At 63.2% G+C, this 26045-nt stretch carries 23 protein-coding genes; 12 read left to right on the top strand and 11 right to left on the bottom strand.

Going from position 1 to position 26045, the window contains the following annotated elements:
- Nucleotides 1-56 precede the first annotated feature (56 nt).
- The 12 genes from AC1DYR_RS13900 (at nt 57) to AC1DYR_RS13845 (ending at nt 13960) form a co-directional block, all read left to right on the top strand.
- The gene (locus tag AC1DYR_RS13900; RefSeq protein ID WP_477705610.1) at nt 57-842 is read left to right on the top strand and encodes a sulfite exporter TauE/SafE family protein; all 786 of its coding nucleotides are present in this window, start codon (nt 57-59) and stop codon (nt 840-842) included.
- 43 nt (nt 843-885) lie between these two features.
- Nucleotides 886-1050, top strand: coding sequence for a hypothetical protein (locus tag AC1DYR_RS13895; protein ID WP_477705609.1), 165 nt, complete (start codon nt 886-888; stop codon nt 1048-1050).
- 218 nt (nt 1051-1268) lie between these two features.
- A complete protein-coding gene (locus AC1DYR_RS13890) occupies nt 1269-1367 on the top strand; it encodes a potassium-transporting ATPase subunit F (protein ID WP_457281368.1) in 99 nt (32 codons plus the stop codon).
- Nucleotides 1367-3166, top strand: coding sequence for a potassium-transporting ATPase subunit KdpA (gene kdpA / locus AC1DYR_RS13885; RefSeq protein ID WP_477705608.1), 1800 nt, complete (start codon nt 1367-1369; stop codon nt 3164-3166). The genes AC1DYR_RS13890 and kdpA overlap by 1 nt, the downstream gene beginning before the upstream one ends.
- 25 nt (nt 3167-3191) lie before the next feature.
- Nucleotides 3192-5267, top strand: a complete 2076-nt coding sequence (gene kdpB / locus AC1DYR_RS13880) for a potassium-transporting ATPase subunit KdpB (RefSeq protein WP_477705607.1) — start codon at nt 3192-3194, stop codon at nt 5265-5267.
- A 24-nt stretch (nt 5268-5291) separates the two neighbouring features.
- Entirely contained in the window at nt 5292-5864 is a 573-nt protein-coding gene (kdpC, locus tag AC1DYR_RS13875) for a potassium-transporting ATPase subunit KdpC (RefSeq protein WP_477705606.1), read from the top strand.
- A gap of 221 nt (nt 5865-6085) precedes the next feature.
- Nucleotides 6086-8794, top strand: coding sequence for a DUF4118 domain-containing protein (locus AC1DYR_RS13870; RefSeq protein ID WP_477705605.1), 2709 nt, complete (start codon nt 6086-6088; stop codon nt 8792-8794).
- 19 nt (nt 8795-8813) lie between these two features.
- Nucleotides 8814-9518, top strand: a complete 705-nt coding sequence (kdpE, locus tag AC1DYR_RS13865) for a two-component system response regulator KdpE (RefSeq protein WP_477668642.1) — start codon at nt 8814-8816, stop codon at nt 9516-9518.
- Nucleotides 9519-9602: 84 nt separating this feature from the next.
- The gene (locus AC1DYR_RS13860) at nt 9603-10463 is read left to right on the top strand and encodes a pseudouridine synthase (protein ID WP_477705604.1); all 861 of its coding nucleotides are present in this window, start codon (nt 9603-9605) and stop codon (nt 10461-10463) included.
- A 110-nt stretch (nt 10464-10573) separates the two neighbouring features.
- Nucleotides 10574-10951 (top strand): response regulator, encoded by a 378-nt coding sequence (locus AC1DYR_RS13855; RefSeq protein ID WP_477668640.1) that lies wholly within the window; start codon nt 10574-10576, stop codon nt 10949-10951.
- 267 nt (nt 10952-11218) lie between these two features.
- Nucleotides 11219-12445 carry a serine hydrolase domain-containing protein gene (locus AC1DYR_RS13850; protein WP_477705603.1) on the top strand — a complete coding sequence of 409 codons (1227 nt, stop codon included), beginning with the start codon at nt 11219-11221 and terminating at the stop codon, nt 12443-12445.
- A 171-nt stretch (nt 12446-12616) separates the two neighbouring features.
- Complete coding sequence (locus tag AC1DYR_RS13845; RefSeq protein WP_477705602.1) at nt 12617-13960, top strand: esterase/lipase family protein; 1344 nt, start codon at nt 12617-12619, stop codon at nt 13958-13960.
- A 34-nt stretch (nt 13961-13994) separates the two neighbouring features.
- On the opposite strand, the gene AC1DYR_RS13840 is transcribed toward AC1DYR_RS13845, so the two are convergent.
- The 11 genes from AC1DYR_RS13840 to AC1DYR_RS13790 form a co-directional block, all read right to left on the bottom strand.
- Complete coding sequence (locus AC1DYR_RS13840; RefSeq protein ID WP_477705601.1) at nt 13995-14516, bottom strand: hypothetical protein; 522 nt, start codon at nt 14514-14516, stop codon at nt 13995-13997.
- 261 nt (nt 14517-14777) lie between these two features.
- Entirely contained in the window at nt 14778-16874 is a 2097-nt protein-coding gene (locus AC1DYR_RS13835) for an SdrD B-like domain-containing protein (protein WP_477705600.1), read from the bottom strand.
- A complete protein-coding gene (locus AC1DYR_RS13830; RefSeq protein ID WP_477705599.1) occupies nt 16871-17614 on the bottom strand; it encodes a COG1470 family protein in 744 nt (247 codons plus the stop codon). The genes AC1DYR_RS13835 and AC1DYR_RS13830 overlap by 4 nt, the downstream gene beginning before the upstream one ends.
- Nucleotides 17615-17694: 80 nt before the next feature.
- The gene (locus tag AC1DYR_RS13825) at nt 17695-18186 is read right to left on the bottom strand and encodes a hypothetical protein (protein ID WP_477705598.1); all 492 of its coding nucleotides are present in this window, start codon (nt 18184-18186) and stop codon (nt 17695-17697) included.
- Nucleotides 18183-18845, bottom strand: coding sequence for a hypothetical protein (locus AC1DYR_RS13820; RefSeq protein ID WP_477705597.1), 663 nt, complete (start codon nt 18843-18845; stop codon nt 18183-18185). The genes AC1DYR_RS13825 and AC1DYR_RS13820 overlap by 4 nt, the downstream gene beginning before the upstream one ends.
- An 83-nt stretch (nt 18846-18928) precedes the next feature.
- Nucleotides 18929-19576, bottom strand: a complete 648-nt coding sequence (locus AC1DYR_RS13815) for a hypothetical protein (protein WP_477705596.1) — start codon at nt 19574-19576, stop codon at nt 18929-18931.
- Nucleotides 19577-19604: 28 nt separating this feature from the next.
- A complete protein-coding gene (locus tag AC1DYR_RS13810; protein WP_477705595.1) occupies nt 19605-20252 on the bottom strand; it encodes a hypothetical protein in 648 nt (215 codons plus the stop codon).
- A gap of 809 nt (nt 20253-21061) precedes the next feature.
- On the bottom strand, nt 21062-21433 hold the full coding sequence (locus AC1DYR_RS13805; RefSeq protein WP_477705594.1) for a hypothetical protein: 372 nt from the start codon (nt 21431-21433) through the stop codon (nt 21062-21064).
- Nucleotides 21434-21744: 311 nt separating this feature from the next.
- On the bottom strand, nt 21745-22641 hold the full coding sequence (locus AC1DYR_RS13800; protein WP_477705593.1) for a hypothetical protein: 897 nt from the start codon (nt 22639-22641) through the stop codon (nt 21745-21747).
- A 173-nt stretch (nt 22642-22814) separates the two neighbouring features.
- Nucleotides 22815-23687 (bottom strand): spore coat protein U domain-containing protein, encoded by an 873-nt coding sequence (locus tag AC1DYR_RS13795; protein WP_477705592.1) that lies wholly within the window; start codon nt 23685-23687, stop codon nt 22815-22817.
- Entirely contained in the window at nt 23684-26008 is a 2325-nt protein-coding gene (locus AC1DYR_RS13790; protein WP_477705591.1) for a fimbria/pilus outer membrane usher protein, read from the bottom strand. The genes AC1DYR_RS13795 and AC1DYR_RS13790 overlap by 4 nt, the downstream gene beginning before the upstream one ends.
- Between the last annotated feature and the right edge of the window lie 37 nt (nt 26009-26045).

Here is a 26045-nt window from a genome sequence, read left to right as displayed (position 1 = left end):
ATGTAAACGGATATTACCGCTTGAGCGCCAGCGCGCCGCTGCGCAGAATCGGCGGCATGAACTCGATGAACAACTTCGTGAGCGCAGGGAACGACACCCTCTTGATGGCCGCCGTCGCCGGCGTATTCCTGCTGGCCGGCCTGGTCAAGGGCGTGGTGGGCCTGGGGTTGCCGACGCTCTCCATGGGCTTGCTGGCCGGCGTGATGCCGCCTGCGCAGGCAGCCGTCATCCTGATCCTGCCTTCGTTGCTGACGAATGCCTGGCAGATGTGGGACGGCGCCGCGCTGGAAAGCCTGTTGCGGCGCCTGTGGCCGCTGCAGGCTGGGGTGGTCGCGGGGACGCTGTGGGCACCGGTCAGCCTGGTTACCCTTGATACGGACCTCGCGTCGGCAGGCCTGGGCGTTGCGCTGATCATTTATGCACTGCTGGGGCTGTGCGCACTGCCGCTGACGGTCCCGTCGCGCGGTGAGCGGGTTTTTTCCTTCGCTGCCGGCCTGGCGACCGGCGCCATCACCTCGGCCACCGGCGTGTTTGTCTTTCCGGCTGTGCCTTACCTGCAGGCCTTGTCGCTCAAGAAAGACGAGCTGGTGCAGGCGCTGGGCCTGTCTTTTACCGTGTCCACCGTCGCACTCTTTCTGCGCCTGGTGATGGAGGGCTCTTTTGCCATGGGCAGTATGCCGGGTGGCTGGAGTTTGCTGCTGCCATTGCCCGCTGCCTTGCTGGGCATGGCCGCCGGCCAGAAGCTGCGCGGGCGGGTGGGGGAGAAGGGTTTCAAGCGCCTGTTTTTCACCGGCCTGCTGTTGATAGGTGTCTACATGGTCGCTCGCAGCGCGATGCGGTAACCACGCCGGTGCGATGGAAAACCACGGCGAGGTTTCGCAGACTATGGAGGCGCTCCATGCCAAGGCCGCGCGTCTGGTCTTGCTGTTGGAGGAAGCGGGCGATCAGGGTGATCCCTTGCTGCCTTTGGCCTCGTCCCTGCTGGACGACATTGACGCCCTGCGCGCGCTGCACCTGCGCGTGGTGATGCGGTCTCACGCATCGGTTTGAACAGGGTTTGAACCCCTGATTTTTACGCTTTCTTTATACCGGCTACCGGTCTTTCATCCCCGTTTTTACACGCCGGATCCGAAACTTCTTCCATCGTTTGTTTGTTGGAGAAAGATCATGGATCTCGCGTTTATTCTTGGCGCCGCCGCCCTCTGGGGTGTGATGGTCTTGCTGGTCTGGGGCTTCCAGAAGCTCGAAAAGTCCGAAGGAGGCCGCTCATGATCAGCCTCGACGTTTTGTACGGCTTTGGCGGTGTCTGCGCTGTTCTGCTGCTCACTTACCTCGTCTATGCGCTGATCTGCGCCGAGGAATTCTGATGAGCAATTCGTCTTGGGGTCTGCTGGCCCTTTTTCTGGGTGTATTGCTGGCCACTGCGTGGCCGCTGGGCATCTGGCTGGCCCGCCTGTATTCCGGTAGCCTCCCCAACTGGATGCGTAAGGCAGAAGCGCCGCTGTATCGCCTGGCCGGTACCTCGGCCGATACCAACATGAAATGGTCGCAGTACGCGTTGGCCTTGCTGGCCTTCAATGCGCTCGGCGTGCTGGCCGTTTATGCACTGCAGCGCTTGCAGGTCTGGCTGCCGCTTAACCCGGCCGGCATGGCCGCGGTAACGCCCGACTCGGCCTTCAATACCGCCGTCAGCTTTGTCTCCAACACCAACTGGCAGGGCTATGGCGGCGAATCCACCATGAGCTACCTCACGCAGATGCTGGCGCTGGCGGTGCAGAACTTTTTCTCTGCTGCCACCGGCATCGCCGTGGTGTTTGCGTTGTTCCGCGGCTTTGCCGCGCGGGCGACCGGCGCGATCGGCAACTTCTGGGTCGATGTGACGCGCATCACGGCCTGGTTGCTGCTGCCGCTGTCGCTGGTGTTTGCCGTCTTTCTTGTGGGGCAGGGCGTCATCCAGAACTTTGATGCCTACAAAGACGTGAGCACGCTGGAGGTCACCGGCTACCAGCAACCCAAAAACGGCCCTGATGGCCAGGCGCTGAAAGACGACAAGGGCAATCCCGTGATGGAAGACGCCAAAACCGACAGGCAGACCCTGGCCATGGGCCCGGTCGCTTCGCAGGAAGCCATCAAGATGCTGGGCACCAACGGCGGCGGCTTCTTCAACGCCAACTCGGCCCACCCGTATGAGAACCCGACGGCGCTGAGCAATTTCTTTCAGATGCTGTCCATCTTCCTGATTCCGGCGGCGTTGTGCTTCGCCTTCGGCCGCGCGGTGGGCGACCAGCGCCAGGGCTGGGCCGTGCTGGCCGCGATGACGGTGATGTTTGTGATCGCGGTCGTGGCCATCACGCCCGCCGAGCAGGCCGGCAACCCCTTGCTGCCGCCTCTGGGTGTGGACCAGACGGCCAGCGCGCTGCAGGCCGGCGGGAATATGGAAGGCAAGGAAACCCGCTTCGGCATCAATGCCTCCAGCCTGTTCGCGGTCATCACGACGGCGGCCTCCTGCGGCGCGGTCATTGCCATGCACGACTCCTTCACGCCGCTGGGCGGCATGGTGCCCATGGTGATGATGCAGCTGGGCGAGGTGGTGTTCGGCGGCGTTGGCACGGGCCTCTACGGCATGCTGATCTTCGCCATCCTGGCGGTGTTCATCGCCGGCCTCATGATCGGCCGTACGCCGGAATACCTGGGCAAGAAGATCGAGGCGCATGAGATGAAGCTGACTTCGATCGCCATTCTGGTTACGCCTGTCCTGGTGCTGGCCGGCACGGCCATCGCTGTATTGGCCGGCGCCGGCAAGGCTGGCATTGCCAACCCCGGTGCGCACGGTTTTTCTGAAATCCTTTACGCGCTGAGCTCGGCCGGCAACAACAACGGCAGCGCCTTCGCGGGCCTGTCGGCCAACACGCCGTTCTACAACACGCTGCTGGGCATGGTCATGTGGCTGGGCCGTTTCGGCTTCATTGTTCCGGTGCTGGCCATTGCCGGTGCGCTGGCCGCCAAGAAACGCCTGCCGGTCACGGCCGGCACCATGCCCACGCACGGCCCGCTGTTCGTGGCGCTGCTGATAGGCACCGTGCTGCTGGTGGGCCTGCTCAATTACGTTCCCGCCCTGGCACTGGGCCCGGTGGTCGAGCACCTGATGCTGTGGCCCGGCAAATAACCGCAAGGCTCAAAGAGAAACCCATATGAGTACCCAAAAAACTTTAATGCTGCTGGACCCCGCGCTGCTCAAGCCGGCCATCATGGCTTCGTTTACCAAGCTGAGCCCGCGTGTGCAGTGGCGCAACCCGGTCATGTTTGTCGTCTACATCGGCAGCATTCTCACGACCTTGCTGGGCCTGCAAGCCCTGCAGGGCCAGGGTGAAGCATCAGCCGGATTCATCTTTGCCGTGGCCGTCTGGCTGTGGTTCACCGTGCTGTTCGCCAACTTTGCCGAAGCGCTGGCCGAGGGCCGTAGCAAGGCACAAGCGGCGTCGCTGCGAAGCCTTAAAAAAAGCACCTGGGCCAAGAAGCTCAAGGAGCCCCGGCATGGCTCAACCTTTCTGCCGCAAGAAGCTGAAAATCTCCGGAAAGGGGACGTGGTGCTGGTCGATGCCGGTGACATGGTTCCGCTGGACGGTGAGGTGATTGAAGGCGTGGCCTCGGTCGACGAAAGCGCCATCACCGGAGAATCGGCCCCGGTGGTGCGCGAGTCGGGGGGCGACTTCTCGGCCGTGACCGGTGGCACGCGCGTGCTGTCCGACTGGCTGGTGGTGCGCATCACCGTCAACCCCGGCGAGTCCTTCCTGGACCGCATGATCAGCATGGTCGAAGGCGCCAAACGGCAGAAGACGCCCAATGAAATCGCGCTGACCATCCTGTTGGTGGCGCTGACCATCGTCTTCCTGGTGGTCACGGTCACCTTGCTGCCGTTCTCCGTGTTCAGCGTGGGAGCCGTGGGGGCAGGCACGGTAGTGAGCATCACCGCACTGGTGGCGCTGCTGGTCTGCCTGATCCCGACCACGATTGGCGGCCTGCTGTCGGCTGTGGGTGTGGCCGGCATGAGCCGCATGATGCAGGCCAATGTCATCGCCACGTCGGGCCGCGCGGTTGAGGCTGCCGGCGACGTGGATGTGCTGCTGCTGGACAAGACCGGCACCATCACCCACGGCAATCGCCAGGCGTCGAGTTTTTTGCCCGCGCCCGGCGTGTCTGAAAAAGCGCTCGCCACCTGCGCCATGCAGGCCTCCTATGCCGACGAAACGCCGGAGGGTCGCAGCATCGTGGCGTTGGCCCTGAAGCTGGCCGTGAGTCAGTCGCCCATGGGGGCCGTGACCGAGGTTCCCTTTACTGCGCAAACCCGCATGAGCGGAATGGACGCCTTGAACCCCGATGGAAGCAAGCGGCAATTGCGCAAGGGCGCGGTCGATGCGATTCGCAAGCATGTGGAAGCACTGGGCGGCAGCGTGCCGGCCGAGGTGCTGCGTGCCTCTGACGAAGTGTCGCGCCGCGGCAGCACGCCGCTGGCCGTGGCCGACGGCAGCACGGTGCTGGGCATCGTGGAGCTCAAAGACATTGTCAAGGCCGGCATCAAGGAACGCTTCGGCGAGCTGCGCCGCATGGGCATCAAAACAGTGATGATCACCGGCGACAACAAGCTCACGGCCGCCGCCATCGCCGCCGAGGCGGGCGTCGACGACTTCCTGGCTGAAGCCACGCCCGAAGACAAGCTCAAGCTGATACGCCAGTACCAGGCTGAAGGCCGGCTGGTGGCGATGACGGGCGACGGCACCAATGACGCGCCGGCCCTGGCCCAGGCCGACGTGGCGGTGGCCATGAACAGCGGTACCCAGGCCGCCAAGGAGGCCGGCAACATGGTGGACCTCGACTCCAACCCCACCAAGCTGCTGGAGATTGTGGAAACCGGCAAGGCCTTGCTGATGACGCGCGGCTCGCTCACCACGTTTTCAATCGCCAACGACGTGGCCAAGTACTTCGCCATCATCCCGGCGATCTTTGTGACCACCTACCCGCAACTGGCCGCGCTCAATGTGATGCGACTGGGCAGCCCGTCGTCGGCGATTTTGTCGGCGGTGATTTTCAACGCGCTGATCATCATGTTCCTGATCCCGCTCGCGCTCAAGGGTGTGAAATACCGCGCTGTGGGCGCCGCCACGCTGCTGCGCCGCAACCTGCTGATTTATGGCCTGGGCGGTCTCATCGTGCCCTTTATCGGTATCAAGGCGATTGACCTGCTGCTGGTAGCACTGAACCTCGCCTGAACACCTGCATATCAAGGAATCCTCATGACAAATATTCTTCGCCCCGCAATTGTGATGTTCACCGTGCTGACCCTGGTCACCGGCGTGGCTTATCCCCTCGTAGTGACCGGCGCCGCGCAATCGTTGTTCCCGTCGCAGGCCGGCGGCAGCCTGATCCAGCGTGATGGCAAAGCCGTCGGTTCTTCGCTGATCGGGCAGAACTTCAGCGATCCCAAACACTTCTGGGGCCGCCCATCGGCCACTGGCCCCATGCCTTACAACGCGTCAGCTTCCAGCGGCTCCAACCAGGGTTCGCTGAATCCCGCGCTGGTCGATGCCGTCAAGGGCCGTGTCGAGGCACTGAGAGCAGCCGATCCCGGTAACACGGCTCAGGTGCCGGTGGACCTGGTCACGGCTTCTGCCAGCGGGCTGGACCCGCACATCAGTCCGGCTGCGGCTCGTTACCAGGTGGCCCGTGTGGCGAAAGCACGCGGCCTGCCGCTTGAGAAGGTTCAGGCCCTGGTCGGGCAGCACACAGAGCAGCCCCTGCTGGGCTTTCTGGGCGAGGCCCAGGTGAATGTGCTGCAACTCAACCTCGCGCTGGAAGCGCTTCGTTAAGAGAAATCGCCATGGACTCTGATCTTTTGCGGGTCTTGTGTGCGTTGGCCGCCTTTGGCGTGCCGCTGGCGGTGGCATGGTGGATCGCGGGCCGCAGCGACACGCGGACATCCAGTGAGCCGACAGGGGGCGGCCCTGATGCCCAGGAAGAACCTCCCCGGTGTTACCCTTTGCGAGGCGATCTTTGAAACTTTTGAATCACCCAGGAACGGCGCAACGGCATGGCCAGTTTTCCCGACTCCCGCCCTGACCCCGACGAACTTCTCGACCGCCTGCGCGGCGAGGAGGAAAAAGCGCGCCGCGGCCGTTTGCGCATCTACTTCGGCGCCAGCGCCGGCGTGGGCAAGACCTACGCCATGCTCAGCGCCGCGCAGCGCGAGCGCAAGGCCGGGCGGGATGTGCTGGTCGGCGTGGTCGAAACGCATGGCCGCAGCGAAACCATGGAACTGCTGGTTGGGCTGGAGCAACTGCCCTTGCAGGAGGTAGCCTACCGTGGGCACAGGTTGAAAGAGTTCGACCTGGACGCGGCGCTGGCACGCAAGCCGTCGCTGCTGCTGGTCGATGAACTCGCCCACAGCAATGTAGAGGGCTCGCGCCACGCCAAACGCTGGCAGGACGTGCAGGAGCTGCTGGAGGCCGGCATCGATGTCTGGTCGGCGGTCAATGTGCAGCACCTGGAAAGCCTCAACGGCACGGTGGGCGCCATCACCGGCATACGCGTGCATGAAACAGTCCCGGATACGGTGCTGGACGGTGCCGACGAAATCATCCTGGTTGACGTTACGCCCGACGAGCTGATGGCGCGGCTGAAGGCCGGCAAGGTGTATCTGCCGCAGCAGGCTGAGCGCGCGGCGCAGAACTTTTTCCGCAAGGGCAACTTGATCGCGCTGCGCGAAATTGCGCTCAGGCGCACGGCCGAGCATGTGGAAGACGACGTGCGCAGCTACCGCGTCGAGAAATCCATCGCACCGGTCTGGAACACCGAAGGCGCCATCCTCGCCTGTATAGGCCCGCGTGAAGGGGCCGAGCAGACCGTGCGCACGGCGGCGCGCCTGGCCGGCCAGCTCAATGTGCGCTGGCATGCAGCGTATGTGGAAACGCCGCGCCTGCAGCTGTTGGAGGTTGCCAGGCGCGACCGCATCCTGGCCGTTATCCAGCTGGCCGAAGAACTGGGCGCGGCCACGGCGGTACTGACCGGCAGCGATCCCGCCGCCGAACTGGTAGCGCAGGCGCAGCAACTCAATTGCGCCACGCTGGTGGTGGGGCGCCCGCAGCTGCCGGGCTGGCGCGCGCTGTGGGCCGGCTCCACCATGACGCGCCGGCTGGCAACGCTGGCGCCCACACTGGACATCGTGGAGGTGGGCCATGCCGACAGCGCGCGGCGGCTGGCGCGCGCCGTGCAGCGGTCTGCCGACGATGATGCCGCCGCGGCCTGGCAGGAGAGCCTGCCGCGATACGCATGGGCAATGGCTGGTAGCGCCGCCGTCACCTTGCTGGCTTTGCCTTTGCTCAGATTTTTTGACCTCGCCAACATCGTGATGCTGTTTCTGCTTGGTACGGTGCTGGTGGCGCTGAAGTTCGGACGCGGGCCGGCAGCGCTGGCGGCTTTCCTCAATGTGGCGGCGTTTGACTTTTTCTTTGTGCCGCCCCGCCTGTCGTTTGCCGTCAGCGATGTGCAGTACCTGTTGACATTTTCCGTCATGCTGATGGTGGGGTTGCTAACCGGGCAACTCACGGCAGGCCTGCGTTTTCAGGCGCGCATTGCGGCCGGCCGCGAGCGCCGCGCGCAGTCGCTGTTCGAGCTCACGCGCGACCTGTCGGCGGCGCTGCTGAGTGAGCAGGTCATGGAACTCGGCGAAGCGGCCGCGCAGCGCAACTTCGGCGGGCAGGCGGTGGTGATGGTGACCGACAGTCACGACCAGTTACTGCCGCCCGCCAAACCGCCCGCGGATTTCGATGCCAGCGTGGCCGACTGGGTGTTCCGCAACGAACAGCCGGCGGGGTTGGCCACCGCCACCTTGTCGGCCCAGGCATGGCATTACATCCCGCTCAAGGCGCCGATGCGCGTGCGCGGCGTGCTGGCGCTCAAGCCTGCGCAGGCGCGCTGGCTGCTGATTCCCGAGCAGATGCAGCAGCTCGAAACCCTGGCGCGGCAGATCGCCATCGCGCAGGAGCGCGTGCACTATGTAGAGGTGGCCCAGCAGGCGGTGGTGCAGATGGAGTCCGAGAAACTGCGCAACATGCTGCTGGCGGCGATTTCGCACGACGTGCGCACGCCGTTGACCGCGCTGATCGGCCTGGCCGACTCCCTGCAGCGCACGGCGCCGCCACTGAGTAGCGAACAGTCGCAGGCGGCGCGCGCCATCGCCGGCGAAGCGCGCCACCTGAGCGCGCTGGTCAACAACCTGCTGGACATGGCGCGGCTGCAAAGCGGTGCCGTTAACCTGAGGAGCGAATGGCAGTCGGTCGAGGAAATCGTCGGTTCGGCGATCCGCCAGGCACAGCACGCGCTGGCCGGCAAGGCTGTCACTGCGGCGCTACCCGCCGATCTGCCGCTGGTCGAATTTGATGCGGTGCTGATGGAGCGCGTGTTGGTCAACCTGCTGGAAAACGCCGCCAAGTACGGGCGGGCGCCCATAGAAGTCAGCGCAGAGGCGACGGAGCAGGCGCTGACGCTGGCGGTGCGTGACCACGGGCCCGGCCTGCCCGCGGCCCTCAAGGGCCGGGAGCACGAGCTGTTCGAGAAGTTCACGCGCGGCGAGGCCGAGTCGGCCACGCCGGGCGTGGGGCTGGGCCTGGCCATCTGCCAGGCAGTGGTGCAGGCGCACCGCGGGCAGATCACGGCCGCCAATGCGCCGGGCGGTGGGGCAGAATTCACCATCACCCTGCCGCGGCGCCCGCCGCCGCAGGGCCTGCCCGAAACCGCCTGACCTTTCTTCCTCTTTGCCCATGTCCCACCCCGCACCCGTTGCCGTTGTGATTGAAGACGAGCCGCAGATACGCCGCTTTGTGCGCGCGGCGCTGGAGGCCGAAGGCTGGCAGGTGTTCGAGGCGGACACCGGCAAGCGCGGGTTGACCGAGGCCGGCACGCGCAAGCCCGACCTGCTGGTGCTGGACCTTGGCTTGCCCGACGGCGACGGGCTGGAGGTGATTCGCGACGTGCGCGGCTGGTCGGCCGTGCCGATTGTGGTGCTGTCGGCGCGCGCGGACGAGGCTGACAAAATTGCCGCGCTGGACGCCGGCGCCGACGACTACCTGACCAAGCCCTTCGGCGTGGGCGAGTTGCTGGCCCGTGTGCGCGCCAACCTGCGCCGCCCGCGCGCAGCCAGCGCTGACGGGACGCCTGACGAACCGCTTTTTACCTTTGGCGATGTGGTGGTGGACCGCCAGGCGCGGCTGGTGCGCCGCGGCGGGGTAGAGGTGCACCTCACGCCTATTGAATACCGCCTGCTCACCGTGTTGATGACCAACGCCGGGCGGGTGCTGACGCATCGCCAGCTGTTGCGCGAGGTGTGGGGCCCCGCCCATGCCGGGCAAAATCACTACCTGCGCATCTACATGGGCCACCTGCGCCAGAAGCTCGAGGCCGATCCGGCGCAGCCCAAACACCTGCTCACGGAAACGGCTGTGGGATACCGCCTTTGGGTAGCCTGAGGGCCGTACCAGGCGGCATTTAGGTGCCAAATACGCCTGTGACCCACGAATAATCTGCGCGAGCAGCTATAAAATAGATAGCAAATGACTGAACCTCTCAAACCCGGCCCGAGGCCTGTCGGCGGCGCCGTACGAATCCAGAAAGCCGCGCCAGCAGCGGCTGCACCAGGCGCACCGGCCCCCACCGTGCGGCTGAACAAGCGCATGGCCGAACTGGGCCTTTGCTCGCGCCGCGAGGCCGATGACTGGATCGCCCGTGGCTGGGTGCGCGTGAACGGTGCACCGGCCGTTATGGGGCAACCGGTGGCCGTGGACGCACGCATCGAGATTGACCGCCAGGCCGAGCAGCAGCAGCGCCAGCAAGTCACCATCCTGATCAACAAGCCGGTTGGGTATGTCAGTGGCCAGGCGGAAGACGGGCATGAACCGGCCGTGGTGCTGGTGCAGCCGCAAAACCGCTGGCGCGAATGCAACAGCCGCATGCGCTGGGGCCACGAGCAGTTGCGTGGCCTGGCGCCTGCCGGGCGGCTGGACATTGACTCCATCGGGTTGCTGGTGCTGACGCAGGACGGCCGGGTGGCGCGCCAGCTCATCGGTGAAGACTCGGAGATCGAAAAAGAGTATCTGGTGCGTGTCAGCTACAGAACCGAAAAGGGGGACGAAACTGCCAACGTGCAGGCCTTGTTCCCGCGCGAAAAGCTGGCTTTGCTGAATCATGGTCTGAGCCTGGACGGCCAGGCGCTCAAGCCCGCGCAGGTGTCATGGCAAAACCCGGAGCAACTGCGTTTTGTGCTCAAGGAAGGCAAAAAGCGCCAGATTCGCCGCATGTGCGAGCAGGTGGGCCTCTTTGTCACCGGCCTGAAGCGCGTGCGCATCGGCCATGTCAACCTGGGCCACCTGCCGGTCGGCCAATGGCGCTACCTGGCACCGCACGAGCACTTCTAGTCTGCCCTGTCAGGCTCTGCCCGTCCTGTGGGCCGTGCGTCCCTCTGTCCTACCCGGATGCGCGTCAACGGATGGCAGTTTCCCGTAGGCCAAAGCCTAAAGTGGGTTGTATGGCACTAATTACTTACCTGGTAGAAGACAACGAAATCGTTCTTGAGAACCTGATAGAGGCGCTCAAGGAGATTGCCGCTGTCCAGGTAACGGGCCACGGTGCCACCCAGACTGAGGCCACCCGCTGGCTGAAGCTGCACGACGGCGAGTGGCATCTGGCCATCGTGGACCTTTTCCTGAAAGAAGGCAGCGGGCTGGGCGTGCTCGCAGGTTGCCGCAATCGGGAGCCCTACCAGAAGGTGGTCGTCCTGAGCAACTACGCAACGGATGAAATCCGCAGGCGCGCCGCCGAACTCGGGGCCGATGCGGTCTTCGACAAATCCAGTGAGCTCGAGGGCCTGTTTGACTATTGCCAGGAACAAACGACCCTGCACTAGCGTTTGTTAACAGGCCAGGCCCCCAGGGGGATCAGGCGCGCACCTGTCACTCACCTCCTGGCACAGGGGATGGGTGTCGTCAACGATGTGCATGCTGCTGATGCGATCGCTGTCTTTGCCGAAATCTAAAGACATCGACGCAGGTCAAATTGACCAGCCCCCCATCGTTCAGCGTCCAGCTGTACCGAAAGTAGTCCTCCAACAGAAGTAAGCTAGGGCCTGTTAACGGCATAACGGGCCCAGGTCCAACCACGGAGCGGTACACAGATGCACACTTGCCATCCTTTTTCAAAGCGTCCGCTGGCCCACAGGGTGGTGGCCTGCTGTCTGGCATTGGGTACCTGCGCGTCGCAGGCCCAGGTTGAACGGCCGGCGATACCGTCCGTGGTTGCCGCGCAAATCGACGCGCTGGTCGCCGAATATGTTCCGGGTGTGTTGCCCGGCCTTCAACTGGCGGTGGGCAAGGCCGGCATGGTGCTCTATGCGCGCGGATATGGCGCTGCTGATATCCAGGCCGGCGTGCCCATGACGTCATCCACGCCGGTGAAGATCGGCTCGGTCACCAAACAGCTCACTGCAGCGGCATTGCTGAAGCTGCAGGAACAGAAAAAAATCTCGCTGGCCGACCCGCTGTCGCGCTGGATCCCCGAGCTGCGTTACCGGCCCGACCCCACCATCGCCCAGGTCATGCAGATGGTGGCGGGCATTCCTGGCGCCAGGAAGGACCCCGACGACCTGCTGGTGGGCAGCGTGCCGGCCGTGCTGCAGGAGCCGCCTATTCCCAGGGAGGCTTTTTTTGCCAACCTCAATGCGCGCGGCCTCTATGCATCGCCGGGCACGGCCTACGACTATTCGAATGCCGGCTATATCCTGCTGGGCCGCGTGATTGAGCGTGCCAGCGGGCAACCACTGGAGACGGCCTTCACGCAGCTGCTGTTCCGGCCTGCAGGCATGTCGGCTTCCTATCTGCTGGGGCCGCAGCCGCGGCCTGAGGCAGCGCGCGGCTACTACCGCGTGAAGCCGGGTGACCGATGGCTGGTGTGCCCCGACCTCAACTCGGGCTTCGACGCGACAGGCGGCGTGGTGTCCACCGCGTCCGACATGGTGCGATGGAACGGCGCACTGAGAAGCGGCGCCATCGTGTCGGCCGACAGCCTTGTGCTGATGCGCACACCGGCGCGCCTGGCCAACGGAGAATCTGCGCCCATCGGCATGGGCCTGACCGCGCTGGGCGGGCCGGGCAGTTATGGTGCCGGCGGGCAGACGGTCAGCTTTGCATCGGTCGATGCGGGCTACGGCAGCGGCTATGACGTGGTGTTGCTGGCCAATGGCAGCAATACGGTGGGCGACGCCGCGTATCCACGCTTTGCGCTGGCGGCGCGCATCCACAATGTGCTGAACCCGGGCGCCCCCGAGCCTGTGCCGGTGGTTACACCCAACCCCGTGGGAGTTGAAACGGCTGCACCGACAGAGTTGCTGCACCTTTGCAAGTAAGGCGCTGAAGGGCAGGCAGGATGTTGCCGGCGATAAGGGTGTTCACGGCGTTGCTATTAAATTGATAGCTGCTCGCGTACACCTTTCTTGGCCAAACGGCATTTTTACTTATAAAACGCCCGCCATGCGGTATCGCTGGCGCGCGCGCTCTCCTGCCCCCACAATCGTGGGATGCGCACACCAGGCCCGACAGACACCGCCGCAGGCACTTCTACTTCTTCATCGAAGCTGTTGCCCACCTGGCTGCATGTCTCCGACATCCAGGGACTGGCCCAGCTTGCCACGCAGGCCACCCTGGGCGTCACAGGCCTGGCAGAAACCGTGCAGGGCAATGTGTACAAAGCCGTTGCCGCACCGTTTGGCCTGCTGGGTTCAAGGTTTGTCGACAGTGCGCCGGGAAGCAGCGGCGTCAGGCCTTCCGGCATCACGGGCTGGGTCTACGGCAGCATCAGGGGCGTCACGCGGCTGGCAGGCGGGGCGGCCAATGTGGTGTTGTCGCGGGCGGTGCCGCTGGCAGGCGCGCAGGCTTCTTCACCGCAGCGCGAGGCCATGCTTTCGGCCCTGAACGGCGTGCTGGGTGACCTGCTGCTGGACACCGCCAACCCGTTGGCCATCCGCATGAGCTTGCGCCATGAAGGCCAGCCGCTGGTGCTGGACCCAGAGGCGCTGGCCGCGCGGCTGCCGCAAGCGACGGGAAAGATTCTGTTGATGGTTCACGGGCTGTGCATGAATGACCTGCAGTGGTGCGGCAACAGCGCGCTGCCGCAGGGCCATGGCGGTCAGCTGGCGCGCGAGCTGGGTTACACGCCGGTGTACCTGCACTACAACACGGGGCTGCATACCTCGGCCAACGGAGAGCAATTGGCCGGCTTGCTGCAGCAGCTGGTCAAGGCCTGGCCGCAGCCGGTGCAGGACGTGACGCTGCTGGTGCACAGCATGGGCGGCCTGGTTGCGCGCAGCGCCTGCCACCATGCCGCCCGGGCAGGCCACAGCTGGCTGCAGCAACTCAAAGCCATGGTGTTTTTGGGAACACCCCATCACGGCGCACCGCTGGAGCGGTTGGGCAGCTGGGTCGACGGCGTACTGGGCAGCAACCTGGTGACGCGGCCCTTTGCCCGGATCGGCCAGGTGCGCAGTGCCGGCATCACTGACTTGCGCCACGGCAACGTGCTGGAAGCCGACTGGCGGCAGGCCGGGCGTTTTGAGCGCGGCCCCGACGTGCGGGAGATCGTGCCCCTGCCCGCGGGCGTGGATTGTTATGCGGTCGCCGCGACCACGTTGTCAGCCGGGTCAACCCGGAAAGGACCGCTCGTGCCGGTCAGGGAGGCCCTGGCGCGCAAGATGGTGGGCGATGGGCTGGTGTCGCTGGAAAGCGCCCTGGGCCTGCATGAAGAGGCGGCCCGCACGCTGGCGTTTGCGCCGGAAAACCAGTGGGTGGCACAAGGCATGAATCACATGGAATTGCTGGGCCGCCCCGAGGTGACGCGCCAGCTGGTGCAATGGCTGGGCCGCTAGCCTCCCTGGCGGCCGGGAGTTTTACGCAATCTGGTCAGGGGGTGACCAGGCTCACACTGACGGGCCAGCTGAAGTTGGCGGCCGAGGCGTCTGCGCCGGGTTTGCGTTCTTTCAGGCTGAAGGCGTGTTGCAGTGCCAGTTCAAAGCGGCCGGGACGCAATGCGCAGACCCGATAGCCGCCTTCGGCAGCCTCAACGCGGGTGCCCGCGCTGCCGCTGACGTTCAGCTGCCAGCCCGCGACTTGCTGCTGGTTGAGCTGCAGGTCCATGCAGAAGCCCTTGCCCAGGGTCGATACCAGCACCATGCGCTGCGTGGCGGAAATGAGGGAGCCCGTTGTGTCGGCAGAGAACAGCGCGGCCGGGTGGCTGTTTTCCAGGATACGGAGCACAGCCGGAATGACGATGGCGAAATCCAGCTTCGTGCTGGCCTGGGGTTTGTCAACACTCAGTATCTCGCCTGCACGTGAAATCTGCGGAATGCAGAACATGGCCACCAGCAGCGCCGACAGCGCCATGAGGCGGCTGAGAGACGTTGGGTAGCTGTGGCAGGAGGACATTGGGGCTGAACCAGGAAATGATTAAGTACGCCCCATAGTAACTAAATTGATAAAAGTGATGCAAGATATTAATGACAGCAAATATGTGACTTATTTACCGGTTTATTCGGTTTTTCAGCAAATTTCGGCTTAATTTTGCTTGTTTCATCAAATTCTTGCCGAGCGAACCCATCGATTTGTCAATTTTTGAGTTTTAAGAGGGCTGCCGCAGCCCCGAGCTCAGACGTCTTACGCGGGTTCCCCGTGGAGCGGAGGCGGTTTTCAGCGTTCGCGCTGCACGGCGAAGTCGAGTGAGTTGGTTTGGCGTACCAGAATGACCGTCTTCGCAGGATCGCGAAGAACCGGGCTCCAGGGCAGCGGGACGTTGTCTGGAGAAACTTCAATCAAATGCTCTCCGGCCGCCACATAGGGAAACTCGTAGCGTCCCTGGCTGTCGGTTCGCGTCACGTAGCGCCTGTCGAGGATGACAGTGACGCCAGGCACGCCGCCTTCGGAAGCTTCCCTGCGGCCATTGCTGTCTGCATCGAAAAACACCGTGCCCGTCAACCCGCCGGAGCCGGTTCCGGGCAGGCCGCCCAGCGGCGCGGTGGAAGTGCCTGCACGGTCTTCGTAGCGCAGCAGCAGCTGGATGCTGCGGTTGGTCTGGGTGGTTGCAATGGCCTGCTGCGTGGCTGCCGTCAGGGCCGAGACCACCAGCGCCGAGAGCGGCTCCTGCCCACGTGATTCCGTATACCGGAGGGAGAGCGACCAGCCGCCGTAAGGCTGCCAGGTCACGCCGACATTGGCATTGACCGACTCGCCGCCGTCGCTGCGGCGAGCACCCCGCACCGACCCATCCAGCGACCATTGCGACCACGGCGACAGTGTGCCAAGAATGCCCCAGATCAGGCCTGTGGTGGGGCTGACATTGCCGCTCATCCGCTCCCATGCCAGCGAGGTGCCGAAAGTGGCCGGCAAGACAACCGGCCAGCTTTGGTCTACCCCGAGCCGGGTCGTCCGGACGCCGGATGCATTGGCCAGGTCGGCGCGCCATTGGGTTTGGCCCCAATCACTGGCACGGCTCCAGGACAGCTGCGCCGACTGGCCGGGGCTGGTGATGGTGCGAAAGCTCAGCGCCGCGCCCACCGAGTTGCGCGAATCGAGCAGGTAGCGGCCATTGACGTTGATGAAGGCACTGCGTCCCGACGCGCTGCTGCCTGCGCCGGTACGGCTCACGCTGTCGCTCAGCTCGACCGCATACCCGGCTTGCCACTGCCGGGTGGAGGTGTCGGCCTGCCAGTAGACGCCTTGCAGGTCGCTGGCGAGAACTGTTGTGCCCCAGCGCAAATTGGGTTCAAAGCGGAAAACACCGGCTGTGGTGCGCCAGCGCTCGGTTCGCCATGCGGCGTCCAGCCAGAGGCCGGTCGCGACGCCGCCCTGCGTGCTGTCACTGCGTACCACGTTGGCCTGCATGCGCAAGCCGCCGATGCGCTCACTGGGCGACCCATAGCCTGTAGCCAGTCCCGTACCCCACGGCGCTGCGCCTTCCCAGGACGCCGCAGCAAAATAAGCGCGGGTGTTCAATGAGTTGCCGAAGCCTCCGTTGTCCGAAATATTTTTACCGTCGATCAACTGGAATGCGGCGTCAGTGCGACTTCCTGCCCCCAATGCGTCACCGGTGGGCAGCCGAAATTGCGCACCGGCAGACCCGATGCTGCCGCCGGAGGTCTGGAACCCGGCGGCATCCAGCCCGCTAAAGAGGCCGGTACGTCCCGCGGCTGCGTTCAGGTCGACCGCGTCGTTCAGGTACCACTGCCCACCAACACCCCGGATGGGCGTGGCCGGCACCGATACCCGCCCGGTACCGCGGGCAAGCCGGGTGCTGACGGTATTGATGTCGCCCGCGTTGTGGTTGGCAAACCAGCCGCCGTCCAGCGGCAGGGCGCGCTGGTCAATGCGCCAGGTGCTGCCGCTGTTTTGGGCCTGGTTTCCCGGCGCATTCGACTGCTGCTGGACCAGGTTGGCATTGATCGACAGTGCGCCGTGGTTCGGTGTGTCCAGGAAGCCGCCTATGCCCAACGCGCGGGAGGTGCTGTCGCCACCGCCACCGTTCTGCTTGAACAGGGAATAGTCAACACGCCAGCTTCGCGGCCAGCCGGCTTCGTTGTATTCGCTGGCCTTCAGCTGAAGGCCGCCGTCAGGGTCCGGCAGGCCCTCCATGACGCGGTCCACATAAGGCTGGCCTTCTGCGGGCGGGGCTGTTGCCTGGGCCAGGGCCGCAGCCGTTGCAAAACCGGCGCCAAGCCCCGCAAGGCCGATGCGCCACCACTTGAGTGGCAAGGAAAAAGGGATGATCGGCGTGTGCGCCCGTCGCTTCATGGGGCGAAGCGCTGCTCAATAGTTTGTGTTTGGCCTTTGCCCCATTCGAGCTTGCCGCGCACCGTGACGGGATAGCGAATTTGCGCCGCAGTGTCCTGGTCCCCCGGGCGTGTGGCGCTCAGTGGAATGGTGCGCGTCTCGCCGGGCAGTATGGGGGTGTTGGCGGGTGAGAATTCCAGTGAGGTGTTGGACGCATCGGTGCCGTTCAGGAAGCCGGTGACACGGCCGTGGGCGGTGCCGCTGTTGCGGATTTGCAAGACCGGTGTGGGCTTGCCGTTCACGGTCTGCACGCCCGAGCCGGCGACGCTCAGCTCCGGTGTGGCGCCGCCGATGGTGACGTACACCACCACGCCGAGACGCGCGGAAAATGGGATGGGGGGGCCCGACTCCATGCGGGTAACCTGCTCCTGGCCTTCCAGCATGATGGCAAAGCGGCATTCACCAGGCTTTGCATCGGGCGGTACGTTGACCTCAAAGCGAAACCGGTAAGGACGCCCACCCGCAACGGTGAGTTCGCGCCGCTCGATGGCCACCCATGGTCGGCAGCTGCCGGGTCCCAGTTCATCGTTAAAAGTGACGGAGTTGTCCATGCCAAGCCGCCAGTCCGCTGTCCTGATACTGAACGTTGAGGAAGCTGACGATGCGTTGGTGATTTCCATGATCTGGCGCAGGCGCTCGCCGGGTTTGACTTCGAGTTCAAACCGGGGAGGCGACACTGCCAATGCAAATTCGCTTGCCATTGCGCCAGGCGCAATCAGGGCGAATGCCAGGCCAACAAGGCCAGCCGCATACTGCCGCAGGGCAAGTAACCGGAGACGGATCATTGCGTATCTACCTCGAAATAAAACTGCAGGGCCTGGGAAGACGTCAGCGCGCGCCCATCGGTTCTGAGAATCAGCTCAACGGTTTCTTCCAGGGAAGCTGCACTGACGACACCGTCGAAGATCAGGGTGCGGCCGCCAGATCGCAGTGAGCCTGGCAGCAAACGCCCCTGGGTTCTCCAGGTAACAAAGATAGGCTCGCCCGGAACCGGGGCGAGCCCCATGTAAAGCCTGACCGGCTGGTTCAGCCAGCGCGAGAGGTTCAGGCGAAGCGCAACCCGCAGGCTGGCTTCCACGGAGTTGTCGGCCCCGCGGCCGGGAACCAGCTGCCGCCAGCGCATGGGGACGACGCTCTGGGTCGCGACGGTGCCGGTGTCATCCACGCGGGTCGTGGTGGCGGCTGCGTGTTGTGCCGCCAGCACGTTGGCAAGCAGCAGGAGGGCGGCAAATCCGATGAGGTGTGACAGGCTGACCGGTCTTTTCATCATCATGGGGAGGTCAGGGTGTAGCTGACGCGGCCGGTAAAGGTTCCCGAACCCACCAGTTGGGTATTGGCGTAGTTGAACTGCAGACAGCTTTCAAACCAGGTGTTGCGTGTAACGCTGAGCAGCGTTTGTGATGCACCGCCTACAAACGTTCCGCTGGGGATGGTGGGAGTCGGGTCTTGTGCACCGCCGGAAACCCAGGAGATGGTATTGAACGGAATGGTGTTGCCTGTGGCGTTGACTAACGAGGCCGGTGCGGTGGCGGTGAGTGTGGCGTTGGCGCCCGTGCCCGGTGTGCGGTAAAAGCCGCCGACGTAAACCTGCGCGGGCACCGTGCAAAAGGCAAAGCTGTCATAAGGGCTGGCGGCAACGGTGCTGTCGGTTGTCATGGCACTGGTGCCGGCTCCGATGTTGGCCGCTGGAATGGTGACCGAAACACGATTGATGGTGGAATTGTTGCCGGGCGTACCCCCGGAGCTGAAATTGCCGCCGGTCATGGTTCCGGCGCCTACCTGCAAAAATAATGACTTGGTGCCTGCGGTGATGGTGACGACAAAGGCTTGGGCGCCCGTGCAGGCCAGAGCGCCGGCCCCCAATGTGGCGATGCGCAGCACTTGCAACACACTGTTGCGAGTGGGCACGAAGAACAGGGATTGGGTGCGCATAAGTACCACTTTACGCTAACTCAGAAATATCAACAAAAATAAAAATGGCCCCGACAAGCGGGGCCATTTAAGGATTTAAGTAATCAGAGTTGTGTAGCGGTGTAGGTAACGCGGCCATTTTTGGCGATGGTGCCGCCGTAGGTGCCTGCTGCTGGCAAGGTCGCGTTGAGGTAGGTATAGGTCCACTTGCCTTCGACGCGGACCAGCTTGTTGGTGGCGGTCAGCGTCGTTGCGGTACCAGCACCGCCGCCTGCGCCCAGGTTGAACGCTGGGTGGGTGATGGCGGCATTGGTAAAGCCGGCGGTGGTGGCGCCCAGTGCTGCGCCGGCCACGTTGATCTGGCTCCAGGGAATCACTTCACCGGCGGTGCCGGTCGTCAACGGGCCGGTGGTGGCGGAGTTGAGGCTGATGTTGCCGCCGTTGCCATACACGCGCACTGTCACTGCACCTGCGGTCAGGTCACCGCCCACGCCAGCAATCACGGTGCTGTCGCCGACGTTCGCGCCTGGGACCGTGAAGGTGACGCTGTCAATCGTGCCATCGGTTGCCGTATTGCCGGAGCTGGTGCCGACACGCAGGAACAGCACTTGTGGGATGACGATGGTCATGTCCACGCGCGCTGTGGCGGTCGAATTGAGAATGGCGGGGTTGGTGAATGTAGATTCAGCGTGGGCGGTAGCGCTCAGCAGGCCGGTTAAGCCCAGGGTGCTGACAAGAAGGATTTTTTTCATGATGTGTCCTAAGGGTTAATGTTGAAAGTTAGAGCTGCGTGGCGGTATAGGTGATTCGGCCGTTTTTGGCGATGGTGCCCCCGTAGGTGCCGGCTGCGGGTAGCGTTGCGTTGAGATAGGTGTAGGTCCACTTGCCTTCGACACGGACAAGGCGGTTGGTGGCCGTCAGCGTTGTTGCTGTGCCGGTTCCGCCGCCTGCCCCCAGGTTGAATGCAGGGTGCGTAATGGCCGCATTGGTGAAGCCGGCGGTGGTAGCGCCTAGCGCCGCGGCCGCCACACTGATCTGGCTCCACGGGATCACTTCGCCGGCGGTACCAGTCGTCAACGGGCCCGTGGTGGTTGAGTTGAGGCTGATGTTGCCGCCGTTGCCATAAACGCGCACCGTCACAGCACCTGCGGTGAGGTCGCCGCCTACACCGGCGATCACAGTGCTGTTACCCACACTGGCGCCTGGAACCGTGAACGTCACGCTGTCGATCGTGCCATCGGTTGCCGTATTGCCAGAGCTGGTGCCAACACGCAGGAACAGCACCTGCGGAATGACAATGGAAAAGTCCAGCCGTGCAGTCGCTGTGGAACCCGTAATTGCGGGCGTGGTAAATGTGGACTCTGCATGCGCTGGCGCTGCCGCCAAACCGGCCAGGCCCAGGGCGCTTGCTAAAACAATTTTTTTCATCAAGGTCCTTTCCGCGGTAATTGAGGTGAATCGGATTTCAGGTTTTTCTGAACGTGAGTGGACTGTAACTAGGCGTTTCGAAAAAAGGTGGCTTTACATTCGTAACACGCACCTCAAATGGTAAATCCATCACGTTTAAGTCATTGAAAACAATGGATTTATACGAAATGGCGACAAGAAAGAAGCCCGCTGAGAGAGGTGTAACGAAAGCCGATGGTCGCTAACTGTGAGATATTTCCCAAATTACTGTAACGAGTCAGAAACAAATTACCGTCACCTGCTCGGCGGATGTTTTTCTCTGCTTTTCGCGAAGCAGTACGGTTGCTTGAGCGGTGGCGGTGGTCGATGAGCCCGTAGAACGCGCTGCTTGAAGCGCCAGCTCGAAGCGGGCATTCAAACGATCACGAGAGAAAGGAGCTTGGCTTGAGCAGTTGCCTGCGCTCCTAACGAGAAGGTCTGGCGCGCGAAGCTTATGAGGGTCTTTGTCCGTGGTAGCGATGAGTGCGCCGCTGGGATGGCGTGCTGCATTCGCAGGCGCGCAGACAACACAGCGGCAGAGGCTGGATCGCTGATCTGTTGGCTGTAGCGTGCGAAGAGTTATCGGCAGAACTGCAACGCTTAGTGTCGGCGTCACGGTAAATGCTGTGGGGACGTGTATTCCAGAGGCGCCAGCAGGTCGCCGTTCCTTTTGCGGAGATGGCGCTCAGGCGGTCAAGCGCGTAGCCGCACGCATGCTGATTGCCGACAGCAGCTTGAAGGCCGGATTCGCGAGGCGCGGAGCGAAGATGGGGGCGGTGCGTCGCCTGCTGCTACCAGGAAATGGTCAATTCAACCGGGTCGCGGGAATTCATGGGTTTGCCCGCCACCACGGCCAGGCGGCTACCTGGAGCGGAATCAGACATGGTGTTCATGCGTTGCGTCTGACCGCTTCTATTGGTCGATGCGGCAGCAATGGCCTGAATATCCACGGTCGCCGGGCAACTGATGCGCAAGGTACCGGCCTGGCCGTCTGGCTGGCCGCGATGGGTGCAGCGATGATCTGCCGTGACAGCCTCACTGAAACTGCGCAACATGATGGTGACACCAAAGGAGCCGGATGTTTGCGCCTGGGCTGCACCATGAATTCCCAGCAGGGACTGCGTGGCCAGGGCGGCGACAAAAGCAAATTTGATGATCTTCATGATGCAACTCCTTAAAACTATCAGTTGTTGCAGTCATGCTATCGAATTTGATAATTTGAATCAATTGGTAAAAGTCACCTCATAACTGTTAATTAGTGACATTTCACACGAATTGAATTTTAAATTTGATTTATCAATTTAATTGATGAAATTGATGTTTTATTGGGATTTTCTTCAATATGGAAGTGCCGGCCCTAATTGGGCCGCAACAAGGCTGTGGAATGCTGCCCTTATTGGGCATAAAAACAGCAAAGCGCTCGCTGCCGGCTGGCGGCAGGAGCTTGCTGACGGGCGCGCGCCAGGGATGCGCGTTAGTAGGTGACTGTGACCGTGACCCCGGTCTGGGTGGCAGTACAGGTCGCTGTAGAGCACGTGCCCGCCTGGCCGGCTGCAATGGTGCCTGTCACCGTATAGGGCTGAGCCCGGCCATCGCCCGTTGCGCTTGCACCGCTGAGTGCCAGTGTGTAGTTGAGGCCCAGCAATGTCCCCGCTGCCGGTGATAGCGCCAGGGCATAACTGGTGCCGCGGGTGCAATCGACCGTGAAGTTCATTGTGCTGGTCTGGGGGGTGGGCGCAAAAGAGATGTAGTTCAGTGTCAGTGTGGAGGGTGCAATGGCGCCCGGGGCCGTATTGCCTGAAGCCACCTGCCCCACAAAGCATTGGGCAATGATGCTCACGGTGGGGGTGAAGGTCGTCGTGGCGACGACGGGGCCGGCAGTGGCTAGCTGAAGGGTGGTGATAAAGGTTTCGTCATAGATACCTGCCGTGTTTCCGGTTTGTCCGGCCACCACGCGGAAGTTGTAGGTCAGCGTGGTACTGGCGCTAAGCGCAGCGCCAAAATTCAACGTTCCATTCACCCGCCCGGTGCCGGTGTTGATCCAGTCGGTCGTGGTGGCATTCTTGTAGATATTGACATCGAGCCGATCGGCATTGATGGTGCCGCCGCCATGTCGGAACACCCGGCGGGTAAGACCTGTACGGCTGCCGTAATCAATGCTGACCCAGTAAGTCGTGCTGTTGGCGTCCGTCGACAGCCGGGTGCAGTTCACGGTGATGGTGCCGCTGGCATTGGCAGCGGCTGCCCCGTTGGTGTAGTTGAGGTCTACAGACGTGGCTGCGAGTGTGCAGGTAATGGCTGCTTTGGCTTGCAGCGCGCAGGTGCACAGCAGGGCTGCCAGGGCAATGCGCAATGCGTAAGAGACACTCATCGATGGACTCCGTTAGCCGCCCGGGGCTTTGCTGTGGGGGCAACTCTTGACTGCTGATGGTAACGTTTTGTAGCAGTAGTGTGCATGGTGCCGTATTGCGCCGTTTCCCGTAGGGACAGGTGCCGTAAATTCGTGACAAAAATCACGCTGACGAAAAACAAAAAGAGTGGGCGTCAGTAGGTGATGGTCAGGGTCCGCGTCTGCGTACTGGTGCACGTGCCTGTTGCGCAGGTGCCGGATTGGCCGCCCGGGATGGTGCCGTTGATCGTGAAATTCTGCGGGAAGCCGGTACCGGTCTGACCTGCGGGATTGCTCAAGGCCAGGCTGTAATTGAGGGTGAGCAGGTTTCCTGCCGTCGCGTCCAGCGCCATGGTGTAGGTTTCGCCGATGGTGCAGCGCACGGCATACGCGGTGCTGGCCGTGGCCGGGGCCAGCTGGAATGAGGTGTAGTTGAACTGGATGTTGCCCGGGGGCGTGCTGAGCAGGCAGACAGACTGGTTATTGATGCTCACGGGGAAGGTGGGAAAGACGTCCGTATTGCCCGGGCCATTGTCGTAACGAAGGCGCATGGTCACGGTGTCGGTGAATATCCTGGCACTCTTATTGAGCCCGGCTGTGATGCGGCTGTAGAAGACGTGGGTGGCGCTAGCCGTCAGGGCGCCGCCGAAGTTGATCGTTCCTGCGAAATCACTGGCATTGGTATAGCCCCATGCTCCATTGCCTGGCGCCGTCCTGAAGAGGTCGTAGGCTATCTGGTTGGCCGTGCCGGTGCCGTTTACCGCCTGGTTGGTGCTACCGGCGCCGGGGTTGAAGCCATCGTCCGCCCGCAGGGTATAGGCCGAAGTGGCCGGGTCTGCCGGGCCACGCGTGCAGTTGATCGTTACGGTCCATGCGCCATCGGTCGGGTTCGGGTCATTTTCAAAGTACACCATCTGGACGGGCGTCGCCGTGGCGTTGCAGATCAGCGCGGCCCAGGTTGGCGCCGAGCCCAGAAGGGGCAGGCAGGCCGCAGCGGCGAGGCGCCAGGGTTTGGTGTAAATCATCATCGTTTGACCCCACTGCAGCGTACCGGGCCTACCCGGGCGATATCCTCAAGGTTGCCGGGCGGCAACTCCACAGCAAATGTGCAGGCAGCCCCGTTCCATTTCAGGCGCAGGCGATTTTGCGGCTGCAGGCCGGTGACAAAAGCCTCACCGCGGCGAGCGGTAAAAAACTCTTTCTTGTCGCCGATCAGCTCAACCTCTGCACCCGAGGGCGCCGGCTCGCCATCGTCCAGCTCAATACGAATCAAGGCGCCCCTTCCTGAGCGGACGGGAAACGCGATCTTGACCGCCCCCCGAAGCGCCGGCACGGCTTCGAGTTCGATGGAGTCGAGTTCGGCGCTGATCGGCAGCTCGCTCGGGTCCAGGCGTACGCTGTTGCGCTGGAACGGCAGCAGGCGCGGCAGCAGCGCGACGCCGTCTGAATTGGTTCGGGTCAGGGTACTGCCCTGGAAGCCCACGCCCACGTTGGCATAACCTGGCACCTCGACAATGGCAAAGCTTTCCTGTACGCGGCGCGTGGCAAAGACTTGGCCTTCGGCCGCCACCATCCCCCCGATCAGGCCCAGGCGCAGGTTTTGCTGGCTCTCCCCATTGCTGACGTCAGCCGAAAACAGGCCTTTGGTGCCCTGGTAATAAGCGCCGCCTTCCGCATAGCGGCCGTCCGCGCGGGAGCCCAGCGCCGTTCGCCAGCCCCAGCCGGTTTCGGCACTCACTGCTCGGCTGGCGTTTACATATCCTTCGGTGCTTCCACTGCGGGTAGTGACACCTGCGGCGATGGTGACCCGATTTTCAAGCGGCACGATCAGGGTGGCGCCCACTGAAGTCCCCGAGCTGATGCCGCTGAGGCGGGTGGCGCTCAGGGTCAGGGCTGCGCGTTGACCGAGGCGCAGGGTGTAATTCACGCTGAGGGTGTTGAGCTTTCCGAGGTCGTAGTTGTCAAAGCCGGCATAACTCACGTTGAAGGCACCGAAGTTGTCGCTGCTGTAGCTGTAACTGGCGGTGGTTTGCAGGCGGGGCGATGGCGTATCGATACCGATTTGCCGGTAACCGCGCGATGCGCCTTCCGCGCTGAGCGACACGCCGTGCCGCAGGCCGCTGCGCTCCACCCCGACCATCCAGTTGGTGCCCTGACCCGCAGCGTCGCTGCGGCTGGCCGAAAACGCCGTCTGCCCCAGCATCTGAAAGGGCAGTTCATAGCTGGCGCCGGCGCCGGCACGCATCAGGGACTTCGACCATTCGCCGTTTGCCTCGACTGTAAGGCTCTTGCTCAGGCCCTGGCGCCATAGGCCGGAAACGAAGCGATCGCCATAGTCGGCGTTCTCGAGCCCGAGGTCGCGGCGTACGGCCCCCAGCTCAAAGCTCCAGTCGCTGAGGTTTTCTTCCAGCAGGTTGGCATTGCTGAAAAAGGATTGGGTGATGACGGTCTCCCGGCCCAGGATGTCGCGCACCACCACACGGGCTTCCCCGGCGCCGGTCAGCGCGGGAAAGTTGTCGATGCTGAAGGGGCCGGATGGGACCTTGGAGGTTTGCCGCAGTGCGTCATTGACATAGAGCTCAACGGTGCTGGGCGCCGCCGACAGGCCGGTCACGGTGGGGATAGGCTGGGTGACAAAGCCCGGCTGCAGCGAGAAGTTCTTGCTGAACTGTATGCCGCCGAAATACACCTGGCGTCCCGAAATGCCGGTGCGCGTGCTGCTGTCACCGAGCCGCAGAGAGGTGTTGCTGTCCAGGAAGTTGCGGGTGTAGGTGGTTTCCAGCCGGCGCCATGAAGCCTTGAGTGTCGGATCCTGGCTGATGAGGTTGCGGCCCACATAACTGCTGGTCAACAGCCCCATCTCGCCCGACATGCCGAATTCGGTCAGGGCGCCCAGGTCCTTCGCGTCCGTGGTGCTGCCGGCGAAGCGGTTGCGGGTGGTGATGTAGTTCAGGTCGTAATTCGCAAATGCAGCGGGGATCGACGGCGACAGCGGGGGGCGCATGGCGGATTCCTGCGTCAGGCGCACGGCGTTGAAGGCTGCCGGCGAAAACACCAGATCCACTGACTGGTCGGCGAAATTCAGCCGCGCTTCGAATCCCGGAATGGCCGAGAGAGGAAACCACTTTTGGCCCTGAAAATCAACGTCCTGCGCGCTGGGTCGATGGTTCAGCCGCCACTCTTCAAAGGCATCTTCCGGCGCATACAGGATGCCGTTGCGCTCAAGCAGGGTCCAGACGCCGCCCTTGGTGCTGTTGATGAAGACCTCCAGCGGAAGGAGCCGGTCGTTGGCAGACCGGGCCGCTGGCGGTGCATTAGAGGAGGCGGGTGTCTGGGCGTGTGCCAGCATGCCGTAACAAAGGGCTGCAATGCCAATCGCTACAGGG

Source organism: Polaromonas sp. P1_F9 (genome assembly GCF_056405615.1).
The sequence above is the reverse complement of the archived record's forward strand: the minus strand, read 5'-3'. Positions and strand labels throughout refer to the sequence as shown.

Bases quoted from the DNA above. Each gene is read 5' to 3' on its own strand.
- AC1DYR_RS13900 (WP_477705610.1), top strand. From the start codon at position 57: ATGAACTCGATGAACAACTTCGTGAGCGCAGGGAACGACACCCTCTTG.
- AC1DYR_RS13895 (WP_477705609.1), top strand. From the start codon at position 886: ATGGAGGCGCTCCATGCCAAGGCCGCGCGTCTGGTCTTGCTGTTGGAG.
- AC1DYR_RS13890 (WP_457281368.1), top strand. From the start codon at position 1,269: ATGATCAGCCTCGACGTTTTGTACGGCTTTGGCGGTGTCTGCGCTGTT.
- kdpA (WP_477705608.1), top strand. From the start codon at position 1,367: ATGAGCAATTCGTCTTGGGGTCTGCTGGCCCTTTTTCTGGGTGTATTG.
- kdpB (WP_477705607.1), top strand. From the start codon at position 3,192: ATGAGTACCCAAAAAACTTTAATGCTGCTGGACCCCGCGCTGCTCAAG.
- kdpC (WP_477705606.1), top strand. From the start codon at position 5,292: ATGACAAATATTCTTCGCCCCGCAATTGTGATGTTCACCGTGCTGACC.
- AC1DYR_RS13870 (WP_477705605.1), top strand. From the start codon at position 6,086: ATGGCCAGTTTTCCCGACTCCCGCCCTGACCCCGACGAACTTCTCGAC.
- kdpE (WP_477668642.1), top strand. From the start codon at position 8,814: ATGTCCCACCCCGCACCCGTTGCCGTTGTGATTGAAGACGAGCCGCAG.
- AC1DYR_RS13860 (WP_477705604.1), top strand. From the start codon at position 9,603: ATGACTGAACCTCTCAAACCCGGCCCGAGGCCTGTCGGCGGCGCCGTA.
- AC1DYR_RS13855 (WP_477668640.1), top strand. From the start codon at position 10,574: ATGGCACTAATTACTTACCTGGTAGAAGACAACGAAATCGTTCTTGAG.
- AC1DYR_RS13850 (WP_477705603.1), top strand. From the start codon at position 11,219: ATGCACACTTGCCATCCTTTTTCAAAGCGTCCGCTGGCCCACAGGGTG.
- AC1DYR_RS13845 (WP_477705602.1), top strand. From the start codon at position 12,617: ATGCGCACACCAGGCCCGACAGACACCGCCGCAGGCACTTCTACTTCT.
- AC1DYR_RS13840 (WP_477705601.1), bottom strand. From the start codon at position 14,516: ATGTCCTCCTGCCACAGCTACCCAACGTCTCTCAGCCGCCTCATGGCG.
- AC1DYR_RS13835 (WP_477705600.1), bottom strand. From the start codon at position 16,874: ATGAAGCGACGGGCGCACACGCCGATCATCCCTTTTTCCTTGCCACTC.
- AC1DYR_RS13830 (WP_477705599.1), bottom strand. From the start codon at position 17,614: ATGGCAAGCGAATTTGCATTGGCAGTGTCGCCTCCCCGGTTTGAACTC.
- AC1DYR_RS13825 (WP_477705598.1), bottom strand. From the start codon at position 18,186: ATGATGATGAAAAGACCGGTCAGCCTGTCACACCTCATCGGATTTGCC.
- AC1DYR_RS13820 (WP_477705597.1), bottom strand. From the start codon at position 18,845: ATGCGCACCCAATCCCTGTTCTTCGTGCCCACTCGCAACAGTGTGTTG.
- AC1DYR_RS13815 (WP_477705596.1), bottom strand. From the start codon at position 19,576: ATGAAAAAAATCCTTCTTGTCAGCACCCTGGGCTTAACCGGCCTGCTG.
- AC1DYR_RS13810 (WP_477705595.1), bottom strand. From the start codon at position 20,252: ATGAAAAAAATTGTTTTAGCAAGCGCCCTGGGCCTGGCCGGTTTGGCG.
- AC1DYR_RS13805 (WP_477705594.1), bottom strand. From the start codon at position 21,433: ATGAAGATCATCAAATTTGCTTTTGTCGCCGCCCTGGCCACGCAGTCC.
- AC1DYR_RS13800 (WP_477705593.1), bottom strand. From the start codon at position 22,641: ATGAGTGTCTCTTACGCATTGCGCATTGCCCTGGCAGCCCTGCTGTGC.
- AC1DYR_RS13795 (WP_477705592.1), bottom strand. From the start codon at position 23,687: ATGATGATTTACACCAAACCCTGGCGCCTCGCCGCTGCGGCCTGCCTG.
- AC1DYR_RS13790 (WP_477705591.1), bottom strand. From the start codon at position 26,008: ATGCTGGCACACGCCCAGACACCCGCCTCCTCTAATGCACCGCCAGCG.